Raw genomic sequence first — 16,621 nt, 5'->3', positions numbered from 1 at the left:
AGGGGTATTTTATGAGTAACAAAAAAGTGAACATGGGTACACAAGCTGTATGGTCAGGAGAAAAAGACGTATTAGTGCATGGAGCCACACAAGTTCCGGTCGTGGTAAGTGTCGCTTACAACTATGATGACATGGACGAATGGTATGATGTTGCGACTGGAAAAAAACCGGGACATATCTACGGAAGAAATACGAACCCGACAGTACAAGCCTTTGAAGAAAAAGTGAGAATCATGGAAGGGGCAGAAGCTGCCACAAGTTTTTCAACAGGAATGGCTGCCATTAGCAACATATTTTATACATTCTTGAGACCAGGTGATCGGATTGTTTCAATCAAAGATACGTATGGCGGTACAAATAAAATTTTTACTGAATTTTTGCCGCAAATGAACATTGAAATCGTATTATGCGAAACCGGCAATCATGAAGAAATGGAAAGAGAAATTGAAAAGGGCTGTAAAATCGTTTATTTGGAATCGCCAACAAATCCGACTGTAAAAATTACGGATATTGAAAGAATAGCGAAAAAAGGAAAAGAAGTCGGTGCGCTTGTTGTGGTGGATAACACATTTGCCACACCAATTAATCAAAAACCGCTTGAACTCGGCGCAGATCTTGTCCTTCATAGTGCAACGAAATTCTTGGGCGGTCATGCGGATGCACTTGGTGGTGTCGTTTGCGGATCGAAGGAATTAATTGAACCAATTTATCATTACCGTGAAATTAATGGTGCCACATTGGATCCTTGGTCAGCTTACTTATTATTGCGCGGTATGAAAACATTGAAACTGCGTATGGAACAGCAAGAGAAAAATGCCTTTGCAATCGCACGTTACCTACAAACTCAGGAACTTGTCGAGGAAGTCTTCTATCCAGGACTGGAAACTCATGTGAATCATGATATTGCGAAGAAGCAGATGAGAGGTTTCGGCGGAATGCTCAGCTTCTCATTAAAAGGCGGCATGGATGCGGTAAAAATTTTACTTCCTGCATTAAAATACGCCAACCGTGCAGCCAATCTGGGAGCTGTTGAAACAACTTACGGTCCTGCAAGAACGACAAGCCATATTGAATGTACTCCGGAAGAACGCGCCGCAGTCGGCATTCCGGATGGGCTTGTACGAATTTCGGCGGGTATTGAAGACACGGAAGATTTAATTAACGATTTGGAAAATGCTTTCGCCATTTTAAAAGAGCACATGTTGTCAGTCGGAAAATAAGAAGGTGAAACGGATGGAACACAATATCCTTTCCAGGGTTCAACAATTGACGGATGAAATCATTGAATGGAGAAGACATATTCATCGAAATCCGGAACTCAGCTTTAAAGAATATGAGACTTCACAGTTTGTCTATGAAAAGTTGTCGAACATCGATGGTATGAAAGTGGTCAAGGGAGTCGGGGTTGAAACGGCTGTCATCGGCACCCTTTCCAGAGGGGATGGCCCAACCGTTGCCATTCGCGCAGATATGGATGCCCTTCCCATTGTCGAAGCAACTTCCCATTCCTTCCCTTCAAAAAATGTAGGCGTCATGCATGCTTGTGGCCATGACGCCCACACTTCAATCGGTTTGGCGGTAGCGACCATCATAGGTCAAATTTGGAAAGAAACTGACATTCAAGGCACAGTAAAATTCATCTTCCAACCAGCTGAAGAAAATACAGATGAATACGGAAAGACAGGATCCCCTTATTTGATAGAAGCAGGCGCCCTTGATGATGTGGATTGCATTATGGCCCTTCATATGGATCCGGAACATGAAGTGGGAACCGTGTTGATACACGATGGATACAGCATGGCCAATGTGGATGTATTTCAAGGGAAACTCTTTGGAACCGGAGGACATGGAGCATACCCCCATTTAGGAACGGACCCAATTTGGATGCTGGGTCCGGTGCTCCAAGCCATCCATGGAATTGTTGCAAGAAATATATCTCCCCTTGATGCAGCGGTGATCAGTGTGGGAGAGATAAAAGCCGGATCGGCAAGTAATGTTATTCCGAGCGAAGTATATTTGCAGGGCACCCTTCGCAGTTATACGCCATCAGTCCGAAAAGAGTTGGAAACAAGGTTGAAAAATGCTTTTTCGATAGTTGAAGCATTTGGGGGACGGTTCGAATTGAATATTACCCATGGAGAACCGGCTTTATTTAATAATGCTGAGGTCAACAAAGTGTTGAAAGAAGTGGTTTCCGAATTGTATCCGGGCATGGAAATAAAGGAAATTCCTTTTGGATTGGGTGGCGAAGATTTTTCCCATATGACGTACAAAGTCCCTGGGGCCATGTTTTTCCTGGGATGTGCCTATCCTGATGGAATCAAGCGGGATCTCCATACACCGATTTTTGATATTGATGAAAGATGTTTACCAATCGGCACAGCGATTTTAACTCAAGCGATACTTAAATATTTACTTGGAAATGCACAACTTCCTCAACAATATGCAAATGAGGAGAAAGCCGTTATATAGGGAAAGGAGGGGATCAATGCATGAAACATCGTATCGCATTATTAGGTTTTGGTGTTGTAGGACAAGGGTTTGCGGAAATTTTGAAAAATAAAAAGCAAGTACTGGAAGAGCAGTTTGGGCTCGATGCGGCCATAGTGGCGGTAAGTGACGTGATGAAAGGTTCTGTTTATCATCCCGATGGACTGTCAATAGAGGATTTACTGGCGGTTGTGAAGGAAACCGGAAAGCTTGATGATTATCCCGAACAAGAAGGGCTGATCCGGGGATTGAACAGTTTTGAAACGATCAAGCAAACAAATGCGGACACAATTGTCGAAGTCACCTTTACGGATGTGAAAACAGGTCAACCGGCTATCGATCATTGTCAATGCGCCTTTGAATATGGAAAAAATGTCATCATGAGCAATAAAGGGCCGGTTGCACTGGCATACGCCCAATTAAAAGAAATGGCGGAGAAAAGGAACGTCCGTTGGGGCTTTGAAGGTTCCGTAATGAGCGGGACACCATCTTTGCGTATGCCCGTCACTTCACTGGCGGGAAATGACATATATGAAATTCAAGGGATATTAAATGGTACGACCAACTATATGTTGACTCGCATGGAAGATGGACTTTCTTATGACGAGGCGTTGAGCGAAGCCCAGAAATTGGGTTATGCGGAAGCCGATCCGACGAGTGATGTGGAAGGGTATGACGCTCTATACAAAATTGTCATTTTAGCAAATGTGGTGATGAATTATCCGTTAAAAGTTCACGAAGTTGAAAGAATGGGAATCTCCCATTTGACAAACGAAGACATTGAACTGGCGCGGCAAAGCAACCGAAAGTGGAAATTGATTGCAAAGCTGAAAAAGGAAAACGGCAGTGTGGTTGCTTCCGTTAAACCTGAAATGATTCCATTAGACCATCCTTTGGCAAATATTTCTGATGCCACAAATGCCATAACGTACCATTGCGATTTATCCGGTCCCGTTACATTAATCGGGGCAGGGGCAGGCAAAACCGAAACGGGTTTTGCGATATTGATCGATTTGATTAATATCCATCGAAAGCAACTTTAACGAGAGGAGTGAGTGAATGGAACAAACGATGTTAAAAAGGAAAATGTATTTGGCTGGTGAATGGGTTTTCCGGGACAAAACGATTGATGTGGAAAATCCCCAAAATGGCGAGATTATCGCCCAAGTGCCGGCCGCGAGCAGGGAAGATGCGATCTTTGCGATAAAAGAAGGGATCAAAGGCGCAGAAATCGCAAGAAATATGCCGACTTATGAAAGGATCTCCATATTAAATAAAGTGGCAAATTGGATTGAAGATCGACAATCCCTTTTTGCTAAAACGATTGCCACTGAAGGCAGTAAAACAATTCGTGAAGCGAAAAAAGAAGTCCTTCGATGCATCCAGACGATCCGCATCAGTGCGGAAGAAGCAAGAAGACTTCATGGAGAAACGATTCTCTTTGATCAGTTGGCAGGAAATGAAAATCGGGTTGGATACTATCAGCGTTTCCCAATCGGGTTAATTGTTGCAATCACTCCATTTAACGATCCTCTGAATCTGGTTGCGCACAAAATAGGTCCAGCTATTGCTGCCGGGAATTCAATCATTGTGAAACCTTCGACACTCACCCCATTAAGTGCGTTGTTATTAGCTGAAGCATTTCATGAAGCGGGATTGCCCAAAAAAGTTTTAACGGTCATAACGGGTCATTCAAGTGACATTGGCGATGAACTGGTGACACATCCAGCAGTGCGGATGATTTCGTTTACCGGCGGATATGAAGCGGGAAAGAGCATTTCATCAAAAGCCGGGATAAAAAAGTTAAGTATGGAACTGGGTTCAAATTCACCTTGCATTGTCCTCCGGGATGCGGATATCCCAGATGCGGTCGAATCGATTGTATCAGGCGCTTTTTGGGCAGCCGGACAAAACTGTTTAGGTGTCCAGCGGGTTTATATTGAGGAAGAAATCTATTCAACTGTTGAAAGATTGCTGGTTGATCGGACCAAACAAATGCGTGTCGGTGATAAGCTTAACGAAATGACCGATATGGGCCCGTTAATCACTGAAAAAGAAGCGATCCGAATAGAAAAACTTGTCCAGCAATCTTTGCGGGAAGGTGCAAAACTTCTTTGTGGCGGCAGAAGAAATGGCGCTTATTATGAACCGACCATCCTTACAAATGTTCATCCGGAAAGCAAAATAGCAAAAGAGGAAATCTTTGGTCCGGTTGTCATTTTGGACAGTATAAGGGATCTGAATGAAGCGATCCAAAAATCGAACAATGTCATGTATGGTCTGCAGGCAGGTATCTTTACAAAAAATCTTGATTTCGCATTCCGCGCGATAAAAGAGATGGAGTTTGGGGGCATTATGGTCAACGATAGCAGCGACTTCAGAATTGATTCCATGCCTTTTGGCGGAATGAAACAATCAGGAATCGGCAGAGAAGGTGTGGCTTTTGCCATTCAGGAAATGACAGAACAAAAAGTTGTATGTTTCAAAATAGGATCAAATTTCTAATCAATAAATTTGGAGGGTTGCGTATGAAAAAATTATTGATCACATTAATCGCAGTATTCATGGTAATTTTGTCGGCATGCAGTGGTTCGGAAAATGAAAAAAATGAAGCGAATGGCACATCGGATACAGGCAAGCTGGATCAATTAATAGAATCCGGAAAGGTGAGAATCGGCTTTGCGAATGAAGTTCCTTATGCATATGAAGAAAACGGTGAAATCAAAGGGGCAAACGTAGATATTGCCAAAGCGGTATTTAAAGAATTGGGAATTGAAAATTTGGAAGCACAATTATCAGATTTTAGCCAATTGATCCCTGGGGTGCAAGCAGGACAGTTTGACGTAATTACTGCGGGAATGGCCATTAAACCGGACCGTTGTGAACGCGTATTGTTCAGCGAACCTGAAATCAAGTACGGTGAAGGTATCGTTGTAGCAAAAGGCAACCCATATAACATCCACAGTTATAAAGATATTGCTGCAAATCCTGATATAAAAGTCGTTGTGATGGAAGGGACAACGGAAATTGAATTTTTACAAAAAGAGGGGGTAAACCCAAATCAAATCATTACTGCTCCGGATATTCCAGCAACATTTTCCGCCATTCAAGCAGGTCGTGCGGATGTGACAACAGCTACTGAAATGACGCTGAAAATGGCCCTTCAGTCTGCGGCAACGGATAAATTGGAGTTTGTTGATTCCTTTGAACAACCGGATGTGGAAGGAGTACCAAGTTACGGTGCAGCCGCATTCAACTTAAAAGACAAAGAAATTCGGGACGCTTATAACGAAAAATTAAAACAATTAATAGAAGATGGTACAATCGGCAAAATTTTGGAAGAGTATGGATTCAGTTCTGTGAACAATATTGTCAAAGCGGGTGAAATAACAACTGAACAAATATGTGCAGGTCAAAACTAGGTAAACTTATTAGGGACAAGCTTTAATTCCGAAAAGTCTTGTCCCTATTTCGGATTTTCTATTTACAACCTTGGAAGAAGGGGATGATCATTATTAGTGCCATATTCGAAATTACCCCACAACTGTTGAGAGGACTGGGTATCACAATTTCTGTATTGCTTGGTTCGGCAATCATCTCATATATTGTCGCTTTTGCTGCAGGGTTATCAAGAGTTTCGAACAATGTCATATTAAACAAGGTGACAGGAGTCTATGTCGAAGTATTTCGTGGAACTTCACTCATCGTACAATTATTTTGGCTCTATTATGCCATCCCGATGCTTTTTGGTATTCAATTGGGTTCAAACTGGTGGACCGGAGTCATTGCAATCGCTCTGAATTATGGCGCTTATTTATCAGAAGTGGTACGCGGATCCATTTTGGCAGTGGATAAAGGGCAAACGGAAGCGGCTATCGCTTTGAATATGTCCCGTTATCAACGGATGAGGTTCATCATATTACCCCAAGCAGTACGGATGATGCTTCCGGAGTTCGGCAACTACACAATCCAAATGATGAAAGCGACATCGCTCGTCTCATTGATTGGCATGAGGGATATTTTATATTACGGCGATATTATGAGAAATACGAATCTATCTCAAGCTCCATTAATCTACGTAGTAGTGTTATTTATATACTTCATTTTGGCATTGCCTTTGATTTGGTTGACTAAAAAAGGAGAAACGATCGCGAAGAAAGGGGTGGCCGGTTGATGAATGGCAATTTCAGATGGGATACATTCTTTGATGCTTTGCCAATAGTCTTACAAGGATTGGGCGCAACGATCGGTTTGACATTTGCCTGTTTTGGATTTGCCCTTCTTTTCGGTTTTGTATGGATCCTCTTCAGACGGTTTCCGAATAAACCGGTTGTGACAATCGCTGTTTGGGTGATGGAATTTATTCGTTCAACGCCACCTCTGGTTCAATTATATTTTGTTTATTATGCATTGCCCGTGGTACCGGTTATCGGTATAACATTGGAACCTTTTACATGCGCAATTCTGGCCATTGGTATCCATTATAGTACGTATATTGGAGAAATCTACCGTTCAGGTATTGAGAGTGTGGATAAAGGTCAATGGGAAGCGTCGACCGCTTTGAATTTTTCCACTATTGATAAGTGGAGAAAGATCATTTTACCCCAGGCAATTCCGCCAACCATTCCAATGCTGGGGAACTACTTTATCATTATGTTCAAAGAGGTGCCATTAGCGTCAATCATTGGTGTTACCGGAATATTGGCGATGGCGAATTCATATGGCGCTTTGAACTTCGCTTATTTAGAGCCATTGACAATTGCGGGTATCATTTTCTTACTTTTGAGTTACCCATCTTCTATACTGATTAAAAAATTGGAAGTGAAAATGAATACCAAATTCGATAAAAATGCACTTTTGGAAAAGACAAAAAAGAATGGCCTCCCCAACATGAATCTGAAGGAGAGTGATCGTATTGCCTAATGCATTGACAAAAAATATAGAAAAAAATGTACCCATTTCGGCCGAACCAATTGTGAAATATCGTAATGTAACAAAATCCTTTGGAGATCATCATGTGTTAAAAGGGATCGATCTGGAAATTCATCCGGGAGAGAAAATTGCGATCATTGGCCCAAGCGGTTCCGGAAAAACAACGATTATCCGAATGTTGATGACTTTGGAAGAACCCAGTTCCGGCGATATTGTTGTAAACGGAAAAAATTTATGGAAGATGGAGAAAAAAGGGCAACTGGTAAAGGCGAATGAAAAACATTTAAGAGAAGTGCGCGGAGATATCGGCATGGTATTTCAGCATTTCAACCTTTTCCCCCATATGACAATTTTGGAGAATTGTATGGCGGCACCAATCCATGTAAAGAAGGAAAACAAAGATGAAGTGAGGGAACGTTCGATAAAAATGTTGGAAAGAGTGGGATTAGGGGATAAATTGAATTTTTATCCATCCCAACTTTCCGGCGGACAGAAACAGCGTGTCGCGATGGCCCGGGCTTTGGTGATGCGGCCGAAAATCATGCTTTTTGACGAAGTGACTTCCGCCCTGGACCCGGAATTAGTAGGGGAAGTGCTGGAAGTGATTCGGGATATTGCCCAAAATGATGATATGGCGATGGTTTTGGTAACGCATGAAATGGAATTTGCCCTGGACATTGCCGATAGAGTCCTTTTCCTTGATCAAGGGGTTATTGTTGAACAAGGAACGGCATATGAGGTATTGGTGGATTCGAAAAATGAACGTGTTCAATCATTCTTGAAACGATTTAGAAAAGCATAGGTGACAAAGGGCGAAATAGTATGAATTTGATAAAAAAATGGAGCAGCTGGGATAGAAGCCCTCTCCAGATAAGGAAAAAAGAGAATTTTGGTGAATACCAATTCTCTTTTTTTTGTGTGTATCAAATATTGAATTAACCCGGCTTTTATAAAATGTTCCTTTTTTTATCACTTTTTTATGAAACCGATTGCAGATCCGAAACGTATTGTCTTACGAGGAACACAACCATTGAAAAATCTTCATTTTTTTGCAAATTGGAAGCTAATCCGGATAAAATGGCCAATCTCGGTTTTTCTTTCATCAATTCTTCCATCAAAAGATGGATCGATTCATCGATTAAAGGCGTTTTCTTATATTGGCCTTCCAATTGTCGAAGCAAATATAAAATATGTTCTTTTGAAACCATTTCGACGAAAGAGGAAGCGCTTTTTGTATTCCACAGCTTTTCTGTAACGAAATGAAGGGTGCTATGTTCGGCGATAATATTCACTTTTTCAGCCAGGCTATTTGCAAGCTGTTCAAAATTATATTTTCGTGGATGGGTTGTAATAAATTCCGTATAACTGATCAATAATCCACGAACAACTAATAATAAATCATACTTAAAATGTTCAACTTTTTCACCATAAGTTTGGTGTATAATCGTGAGAAGAGCTTCATTATGAACCGTATTAAATTCTTTTATTTTCTGGATGACTTCATTGTTCATCGGCTGGAAATTTTCCCGCATGCACATGGAAATAAAGGAATAATGTTCTTCCAATAATCTGAAATTGTAGTAAAAGAACTTCGGCAATTTCTCATTGACCGGGATGCTGTCATCCAAAATTTCGTTTTGTACGGCGATAAATTTTTTTATAAAGTAATCGGTAATTTCCACGAGCAAATCATCTTTCGATTTGAAGCTGAGATAAAAGGCGCCTTTGGAAATTCCGCATGCATTGGTTATATCTTGTATGGAAGTGGATTCTACTCCGTTTTTCGAAAAAAGTTCTATTGCTTTTTCCATGATCATCAATTTTTTTGACACAAAATCTCCTCCGGGTATCTAAGTAAATCAATTACATTGACAGTGACTGCTTAGTCAATTATTATATTAAAATGTGACCGATTAGTCAAAAAAGGTGGGTTCAATTTTGAATGGATTAGTGAATTTCGTCATAAAAAATAAACTAGCTGTATGGTTATTAGCCATTATTTTAATGGTGACGGGAATTTATTCCACTTCCCGAATGAACAAAGAAACAATTCCTGATATTTCCATTCCCTATATTACTGTAATGACAGTATATCCAGGTGCTACTCCTGAACAATCGATGAATGATATTTCCATTCCTCTGGAAAAAGCGGTACAAAACCTGAGAAATGTTGTAGGTGTTTATTCAACATCATATTCGAATATGTCCAGCGTACAAATCGAATATGAATATGGAACAGACATGCTGGATGCGGAACGGGAATTGCGTTCGGTCATTGATGGCATGGAGTTTCCGGATACGGCACAGGATCCTACAATTGCCCGTATCACGGTCAACACTTTCCCGATTTTGGCATTAAGCGTGTCAAGTGACACTGAAGATATTGCAGAGTTGACTGCTACAGTCGAAGATGTCATTGTACCAAAATTGGAAGGTATTGATGGCGTTTCTTCCGTTTCGATTTCAGGCCAACATGTGAATAAAGTGGAAATTGAATACGACCAAGTAAAGATGGCTTCTCTGGGCGTGACGGAAGACGATGTAAAACAAATGATTCAAGCAAGCGACTTGAAGGCGCCGCTTGGTTTGTATCCATTTAAAGAAAAAGAACAATCCATCGTCATTGATGGAAAATTTACGACCGTCGACGAGTTGAAAAACTTGTTGATCCCGGTTACACCAACAGCACAAAATCCGACACCTTTTGTGACTTTGGGTGATATTGCAAAAGTAAAATTAGTAGGAGAAGTCGAATCGGTTTCACGTACGAACGGAAAAGAAGCGATCGGCATCCAAATTGTAAAAGGTCAGGATGCTAACACGGTTGAAGTCGTAAATGAAGCCAAAGACATTATCAAAGAATTGGAAGCGAAAAATGATGGGTTGCACATCGATGTGACGCTTGACCAAGGGGAACCGATCGAAGAATCCGTTTCTACGATGTTAGGAAAAGCGTTATACGGTGCAGGATTTGCGATTATCATTATCTTGCTGTTCTTGCGTGATATCAAATCAACAATCATATCCATCATTTCCATTCCGTTGTCTTTGTTGATTGCCTTTACCATCTTGCATCAAATGGACATTACATTGAACATTATGACCCTTGGCGCGATGACGGTTGCGATTGGACGGGTAATCGACGATTCGATTGTAGTGGTTGAAAATATATACAGACGATTGCATTTGAAAGATGAAAAATTAAAAGGACGAGCATTGATCCGTTCAGCAACGATCGAAATGTTCAAACCGATATTGGCCTCCACCCTTGTTACAATCGCCGTGTTTGCGCCGCTTGTATTAGTCGGAGGCATGGTTGGAGAACTGTTCACTCCATTCGCCTTTACGATGGCTTTCGCCTTGCTTGCTTCATTGCTGGTGGCCATCACGGTGGTTCCATCACTGTCCCATACGCTGTTTAAAAAGCGTTTATATGGCGGTAAAAAAGGCGGAAAAGTAAAACATGAAAAACCGGGCGCATTGGCTTTATGGTATAAAAAAGTGTTGCGCTGGTCATTGAATCATAAAGTCGTTTCATCCCTAATTGCGATTGCATTATTGGTGGGAAGCTTATTCTTGATTCCGGTGGTAGGATTCAGTTTCCTTTCCGCTGATCAGGAAAAAGTGATGTATCTCACTTACACTCCTGAGCCGGGTGAGTCTGAAGAAAAAACGTTGGAAAATGTCCAAGTCGTTGAAGATAAATTATTGGCCCGGGATGATGTGGATATCGTTCAAGTTTCCATCGGTGGCAGCGGTAATGCGATGATGGGCATGATGGGCACTGACGGAGCATTAATGTATGTCATTTTCGATGATGATACAAAGAATTTTGATGATGTCCAAGATGAAATCACAAACTACATTGAAGGTTTGGATCAATCAGGCAAATGGATCAATCAGAACTTCAGCATGTCCATGTCCAATAATGAACTCAGCTATACCGTTTATGGAGATGACATGGATAAAATTGAAAAAACGGTAGCAGACATCGAGAATATCATGAAAGAATCCGGAAATTTGAAAGATGTGGATACATCCCTTTCCGAACGATTTGATGAATTCACATTAAGAGTGAACCAGCAAACATTGCTGCAATATGGTTTAACAGCAGGACAGCTGGCCATGATGTTAAATCCGAACAAACAGGATGAAGTGTTGACGACGTTGAAAAAAGACGGCACGGACATCGATGTCATTGTGAAACGGAATGTCAATTTGGCGACATCCTTCGAAGATTTGTTGAATCAACCTGTCCCAACCGCTACGGGAGCGGCTGTACAGTTGAAAGACATTGTGCAAGTGGAAGAAGGAACAGTATCCAACACAATTTCCCGCAGTAAAGGACAGTTGTATGCAAGTGTTTCCGGTACTGTGACAAGCAAAGACGTGACAAAAGCTTCAAAAGAAGTGGATGAAAAAATCGATAAACTTGAATTGCCTAAAGGCGTTGAAATCGGCGTTTCCGGCGTTACAGCGGATATGGAAGAAGCCTTTACCCAATTAGGTTTTGCCATGATTGTCGCGATAGGAATCGTGTACTTCATTCTGGTGGTAACATTTGGTGAAGGTTTGGCGCCATTTGCCATCCTCTTCTCATTGCCGTTTACGGTCATCGGTTCATTGGTGGGACTTTGGATTGCAGGAGAAACCATTTCCGTATCGGTTATGATGGGTATGCTCATGCTGATCGGTATTGTTGTTACAAATGCCGTTGTATTGGTGGACCGAATCATCAACATGGAACGTACGGGTATGCCAATGCGTGAAGCGATCCTGGAAGCGGGAGCCACTCGTTTGCGTCCAATCTTAATGACCGCGATTGCCACAATCGGTGCGTTAATACCGCTTGCAATCGGTGCGGAAGGAAGCGGAATGATTTCAAGGGACTTAGGTATTTGTGTAATCGGCGGTTTATTCAGTTCAACGATGTTAACGTTGATCGTCGTGCCGATCGTGTATGAAATCTTGTCAAAAGTGTTGAGAAAAAACCGTACAGAAATTGAAGAAGATTAATTTTCAAAAAAGAATTCGCCCTTCTTGCATGGAATTTGGGGTGAATTCTTTTTTTGCATGACTGGACAATTTGAAAACGCAGGCGTAGAATAGCGGTGTACAAGAAGGAGGGAAGGTATAACAATTTCTATACCGTTGATATGACCGTTATTCGAACAATTTTGCAAATCCTGATTTTATATCTTTTTTATTATATGGGCGTATTTATTGTTAAAGGGACGCATCTTCCCATCCCGCCAAGCATAATCGGTTTGCTCTTGCTATTTTTGTGCTTGCGGCAAAAATGGATCAAAGTCGGAATAATCCGGGAAGGGGCAGGTTTTTTAATAGGGTTTATGACTTTATTTTTTATTCCATCGATGATTGGCGTCGTGGAATATCCTGAATTGTTGTCTTCAAAAGGGTTTTTTTTAATAGTGACCGTGTTTGCAAGTACGATATTGACAATTTATATGACGGGCATTTTTAGTAAAAAAATAGAAGAAAAAGAGAAGGGGAAGGGGGAAGAAAAGAGTGGAAGCCATCATTTATATCGTTAGCACGATTATAATCTTTTTAATTATGATGAAAATATATAAATGTTTCCCCTATCCGTTTTTGATGCCAATCCTTACTACAACCATCGTTTTGGTTGTTTTCATCTTATTGCTGCATATTCCATATGACGAGTATATGGAAGGGGGAAAGTGGATCCAACATTTATTGGGGCCGGCAGTGGTTGCCCTGGCCTATCCGTTATACAACCAACGGCATTTGGTGCTGAAATATAAATATACCATCCTTTCGGGTATCGTTTTTGCCATGCTGATTGGCTTGTTTAGTGTTTTTGCCGGATTGAAATTGTTCCACGAGGAAAAAACGTTTATTTTGACCGCATTGCCCAAATCCTTGACAACACCGATTGCGATGCAAGTAAGTGAAACCATCGGGGGAGTCCCGCCGTTAACCGCCGTTTTGGTGATGGTGGCAGGCTTTGCCGGGGCGCTTTTTGGACCTGTCGTTTATAAATTGGGCAAAATCGATTCACCCATCAGTAGGGGGATTTCCATGGGAAGTGCCAGCCACGGTGTCGGAATATCACGGCTGAAGGATTTTGGCGAGGAAGATTTGTCCATCGGTTCGGTCTCCATGAGTTTGAGTATAGTCATCGGGGCCATCCTTTGTCCCATTTTTGTCTCTCTCTTTTTCTAACATAGGCTGGGTTGTCTAAAAAAATGTTTGGTGCCGATAACCACATAATGGAAGCAGATGCCGATTTTCTGGCATCTGTTTTCTTTTCATTTGATAGTTTCCTATTCCGTAAAAACATCCTTTCTGAAGCCGATTTCCCCAAAGGGATATCTTCATCACAAATATCCTGAATGCATCTCCAAAATTTAGATTCTTTTGATTTTTCTATAATAATTAATAGACAATATTTTGTCACAAGTATAAAATAACGAATACGGGGGAGGTGAGTTTGGAAAAGGGTGTTCCTTTTTCCGATGGAAGTATGAAAATTGTTCGAACGATCATTCAAATTCTGCTTCTGTACGTTTTTTACTACATTGGGGTGTTTATGGTTGAAATCACACATTTACCATTGCCTGCCAGCATCATCGGTTTGGTGCTTCTATTTATTTGCCTACAATTTAAATGGATCAAAGTGGATTATATAAAAGACGGGGCAAATTTCCTGATAGGGTTTATGACGTTATTTTTTATTCCGCCCATTGTCGGCATCATCGATTATCCGGAGCTTATTTCCGTATCCGGTTCGCTATTGGTGGCGTCGGTCATCATCAGTACGCTTTTCGTGCTTCTGACGACAAGCATGATTTGCCAATGGATTGAGAAAAAAGAATTGGCGATGAAGAGGAAGAAAGAGGGGGAAGTGGAACATGCGAGCAAGTTTATCCATCATTAGTACGGTCATCATCTTTTTATTAATGAAGAAGTTGCATGCCCGGTACCCTTCGCCGATCCTCATGCCCATCTTAACTTCGACCATTATCATCATTGCGGGCCTGCTCTTTTTGAATGTCCCATTTGACGTTTATATGGAAGGCGGGCGCTACCTTCAACATTTGCTTGGACCTGCTGTCGTCGCTTTGGCCTATCCGTTGTACAACCAGTGGCATATGGTGCTGAAATACAAATATACGATTTTATCAGGCATTGTAATTGCGATGGTAAGCGGCTTGATCAGCGTTTATACGCTTCTAGTCGTATTTAAAATCGATAAGGAGTATATATTGACGGCCCTACCAAAATCGATGACGACACCGGTCGCGATGCATGTGAGCGAAACGATCGGTGGAATCCCATCCCTTACCGCTGTATTGGTATTAATTGCGGGCTTTACAGGTGCCCTGCTTGGTTCGGTCATGTTCACCATTGGAAAAATCGATTCATCGATCAGCCGGGGGATTGCCATGGGAAGCGCAAGCCATGGAGTCGGCACGGCAAAGCTTGTCGACTATGGTGAACTGGATTTATCGATCGGTTCATTGTCGATGGGGCTAAGCGCGGTGGTTGGTGCCATTCTATGTCCGATATTTGTTTATCTTTTTATGTAAAGGAAAAAGCATTCTAGTCCCGCTAGAATGCTTTTGACATTTTCCGCATATTAATATATAGGTTTCCGTTCTTTAATGACACGAATCGTCTGCAGACTTGTATCTTCGGGTCCTTGCACCGGCAGTCCCGCTTCAATGTTCATTTGAATGTAGTCTATATTTTCCTGGGTAATGACTTCACCCGGAATAAAAATTGGGATGCCAGGCGGATACACCATGATAAACTCGGCGCAAATATAGCCGGCGGAGTCTTTGAAAGGAATCACTTCCGTGCTGGAATAAAAGGCATCTCTTGGGGTCATGGCAAGGGCTGGAATATCCGGCACATTCACTTCCGTTTCTTTTATGCAAGCCTCCGAATCAAATGCCTGGGACATGCGTTGCAATGCATTCACAAGCAAATTGATTTCTTTTTTTGTATCCCCCAATGTAACAAGGCAAAGGATGTTGTAAAGATCAGACAATTCCACTTCAATGTTGGCATTTTGTCGGAGCCATTCTTCCGCTTGATGGCCCGTAATCCCCAAGTCTTTGACGCTGATTAACAGCTTTGTAGGGTCCATATCATATGTCGCGGATGAATGGAGCCTCTCTCGTCCAGCTACCTTCAAATGCGGAATTTTATTGATTCGTTTTCTTGCTTCTTTTGCCAAACGGATCGTTTTGTCGATTAAATGATTGCCATTGATTGCCAGTTGTCTTCTGGCGCAATCAAGGGAAGCGAGCAATGGGTATGATGTTGAAGTGGTTGTCAACATCGATAATACGGATTGTACGCGGCTAATGCTCACAAGTCCTTCCCGGACGTTTAATACGGAACTTTGGGTCAAAGAACCTCCCAGCTTATGTACGCTTGTCGCAGCCATATCGGCTCCAGCTTCCATTGCTGAGATTGGCAGTTCATCATGGAATCTCAAATGGATTCCATGGGCTTCATCGACAATTACCGGTATATCTGAAGCATGTGCGATCTCCACAATGCGTTTTAAATCAGCAGCAAATCCGAAATAAGTCGGATTAATCACAAGCAAAGCTTTTGCGTCTGGATATGTTTCGATTGCCTTTTCAACGGATTCGGCAGAAATTCCATGGGTGATCCCGTATTCTTCATCCACTTCAGGATAAATGAAAATCGGAATCGCACCAGACAAAATAATCGCAGACATCGTAGATTTATGAACATTTCGTGGTACCAAAATTTTATCTCCCGGACCGACGACAGACATGATCATCGTCATGATAGCACCACTAGTTCCTTGAACAGAAAAAAATGTATGGTCAGCACCAAAGGCTTCGGCAGCAAGTTCCTGTGCCGCTTTAATTGCACCTTTTGGCGAATGTAAGTCATCTAGTGGAGCAATATTGATTAAATCAATGGATAAAACGTTGTCTCCAATAAATTCTCGAAAAGCAGGATCCATTCCTTGCCCCTTTTTATGGCCTGGGATGTGGAATTGGATCGGATGTCTGTTTCGATGTTTTAACAATGCGTCGAACAGAGGAGTTTCTAACTGTGACAACGCAGGTACCACCTCACTTTATTGTAATTTTAAAAAACAATGAAATTATAGCATCTATGGGCTCCACTTGCTATAAAAATTTAAAGGAAATTTAAGTTTTATTGA

General features: G+C 41.7%; 15 protein-coding genes. 13 read left to right on the top strand and 2 right to left on the bottom strand.

Features of this window, described 5'->3' with window-relative positions; genetic code table 11:
- The first annotated feature begins 11 nt into the window (after window positions 1-11).
- The 8 genes from NSS77_RS01200 (at window position 12) to ehuA (ending at window position 8,224) form a co-directional block, all read left to right on the top strand.
- Window positions 12-1,220 (top strand): cystathionine gamma-synthase family protein, encoded by a 1,209-nt coding sequence (locus NSS77_RS01200; protein WP_342470025.1) that lies wholly within the window; start codon window positions 12-14, stop codon window positions 1,218-1,220.
- Window positions 1,221-1,233: 13 nt separating this feature from the next.
- Window positions 1,234-2,472 carry an amidohydrolase gene (locus NSS77_RS01195; protein ID WP_342470024.1) on the top strand — a complete coding sequence of 413 codons (1,239 nt, stop codon included), beginning with the start codon at window positions 1,234-1,236 and terminating at the stop codon, window positions 2,470-2,472.
- 20 nt (window positions 2,473-2,492) lie between these two features.
- On the top strand, window positions 2,493-3,533 hold the full coding sequence (locus NSS77_RS01190) for a homoserine dehydrogenase (protein WP_342470023.1): 1,041 nt from the start codon (window positions 2,493-2,495) through the stop codon (window positions 3,531-3,533).
- Between the two features lie 16 nt (window positions 3,534-3,549).
- Window positions 3,550-4,995 (top strand): aldehyde dehydrogenase family protein, encoded by a 1,446-nt coding sequence (locus NSS77_RS01185; RefSeq protein ID WP_342470022.1) that lies wholly within the window; start codon window positions 3,550-3,552, stop codon window positions 4,993-4,995.
- Window positions 4,996-5,018: 23 nt separating this feature from the next.
- Window positions 5,019-5,912, top strand: a complete 894-nt coding sequence (gene ehuB, locus NSS77_RS01180; protein ID WP_342470021.1) for an ectoine/hydroxyectoine ABC transporter substrate-binding protein EhuB — start codon at window positions 5,019-5,021, stop codon at window positions 5,910-5,912.
- A gap of 83 nt (window positions 5,913-5,995) precedes the next feature.
- Window positions 5,996-6,664 (top strand): amino acid ABC transporter permease, encoded by a 669-nt coding sequence (locus tag NSS77_RS01175; RefSeq protein WP_342470020.1) that lies wholly within the window; start codon window positions 5,996-5,998, stop codon window positions 6,662-6,664.
- Entirely contained in the window at window positions 6,664-7,413 is a 750-nt protein-coding gene (ehuD, locus tag NSS77_RS01170; protein ID WP_342470019.1) for an ectoine/hydroxyectoine ABC transporter permease subunit EhuD, read from the top strand. The genes NSS77_RS01175 and ehuD overlap by 1 nt, the downstream gene beginning before the upstream one ends.
- The gene (gene ehuA / locus NSS77_RS01165) at window positions 7,406-8,224 is read left to right on the top strand and encodes an ectoine/hydroxyectoine ABC transporter ATP-binding protein EhuA (RefSeq protein WP_342470018.1); all 819 of its coding nucleotides are present in this window, start codon (window positions 7,406-7,408) and stop codon (window positions 8,222-8,224) included. The genes ehuD and ehuA overlap by 8 nt, the downstream gene beginning before the upstream one ends.
- 175 nt (window positions 8,225-8,399) lie before the next feature.
- Here the strand turns inward: ehuA and NSS77_RS01160 are convergent, their stop codons facing one another.
- Window positions 8,400-9,254 (bottom strand): TetR/AcrR family transcriptional regulator, encoded by an 855-nt coding sequence (locus NSS77_RS01160; RefSeq protein WP_342470017.1) that lies wholly within the window; start codon window positions 9,252-9,254, stop codon window positions 8,400-8,402.
- A gap of 106 nt (window positions 9,255-9,360) precedes the next feature.
- On the opposite strand from NSS77_RS01160, the gene NSS77_RS01155 reads away from it, so the two are divergent.
- From NSS77_RS01155 to NSS77_RS01135, 5 genes are all read left to right on the top strand, one after another.
- Window positions 9,361-12,438, top strand: a complete 3,078-nt coding sequence (locus tag NSS77_RS01155) for an efflux RND transporter permease subunit (protein WP_342470016.1) — start codon at window positions 9,361-9,363, stop codon at window positions 12,436-12,438.
- 95 nt (window positions 12,439-12,533) lie between these two features.
- Complete coding sequence (locus tag NSS77_RS01150; protein WP_342470015.1) at window positions 12,534-12,977, top strand: CidA/LrgA family protein; 444 nt, start codon at window positions 12,534-12,536, stop codon at window positions 12,975-12,977.
- Window positions 12,952-13,629: an LrgB family protein gene (locus NSS77_RS01145; protein WP_342470014.1), complete on the top strand. Its 678-nt coding sequence runs from the start codon at window positions 12,952-12,954 to the stop codon at window positions 13,627-13,629. Before NSS77_RS01150 ends, NSS77_RS01145 begins: the two co-directional genes overlap by 26 nt.
- Before the next feature lie 262 nt (window positions 13,630-13,891).
- Entirely contained in the window at window positions 13,892-14,344 is a 453-nt protein-coding gene (locus NSS77_RS01140; protein WP_342470013.1) for a CidA/LrgA family protein, read from the top strand.
- A complete protein-coding gene (locus NSS77_RS01135; protein WP_342470012.1) occupies window positions 14,319-14,996 on the top strand; it encodes an LrgB family protein in 678 nt (225 codons plus the stop codon). Before NSS77_RS01140 ends, NSS77_RS01135 begins: the two co-directional genes overlap by 26 nt.
- A gap of 50 nt (window positions 14,997-15,046) precedes the next feature.
- Here NSS77_RS01135 and NSS77_RS01130 read toward each other — a convergent pair whose 3' ends face one another.
- On the bottom strand, window positions 15,047-16,516 hold the full coding sequence (locus NSS77_RS01130) for an aminotransferase class I/II-fold pyridoxal phosphate-dependent enzyme (protein ID WP_342470011.1): 1,470 nt from the start codon (window positions 16,514-16,516) through the stop codon (window positions 15,047-15,049).
- Between the last annotated feature and the right edge of the window lie 105 nt (window positions 16,517-16,621).

The sequence above is a fragment of the Ureibacillus sp. FSL K6-3587 genome, assembly GCF_038593165.1.
In the GTDB taxonomy this organism is placed as follows: Bacteria; Bacillota; Bacilli; order Bacillales_A; family Planococcaceae; genus Ureibacillus; species Ureibacillus suwonensis.
The sequence above is the reverse complement of the archived record's forward strand: the minus strand, read 5'-3'. Positions and strand labels throughout refer to the sequence as shown.

Coding starts and splice junctions, on each gene's coding strand:
- NSS77_RS01135 (WP_342470012.1), top strand. CDS start 14,319: ATGCGAGCAAGTTTATCCATCATTAGTACGGTCATCATCTTTTTATTA.
- ehuB (WP_342470021.1), top strand. CDS start 5,019: ATGAAAAAATTATTGATCACATTAATCGCAGTATTCATGGTAATTTTG.
- ehuD (WP_342470019.1), top strand. CDS start 6,664: ATGAATGGCAATTTCAGATGGGATACATTCTTTGATGCTTTGCCAATA.
- NSS77_RS01175 (WP_342470020.1), top strand. CDS start 5,996: ATGATCATTATTAGTGCCATATTCGAAATTACCCCACAACTGTTGAGA.
- NSS77_RS01200 (WP_342470025.1), top strand. CDS start 12: ATGAGTAACAAAAAAGTGAACATGGGTACACAAGCTGTATGGTCAGGA.
- NSS77_RS01185 (WP_342470022.1), top strand. CDS start 3,550: ATGGAACAAACGATGTTAAAAAGGAAAATGTATTTGGCTGGTGAATGG.
- NSS77_RS01190 (WP_342470023.1), top strand. CDS start 2,493: ATGAAACATCGTATCGCATTATTAGGTTTTGGTGTTGTAGGACAAGGG.
- NSS77_RS01195 (WP_342470024.1), top strand. CDS start 1,234: ATGGAACACAATATCCTTTCCAGGGTTCAACAATTGACGGATGAAATC.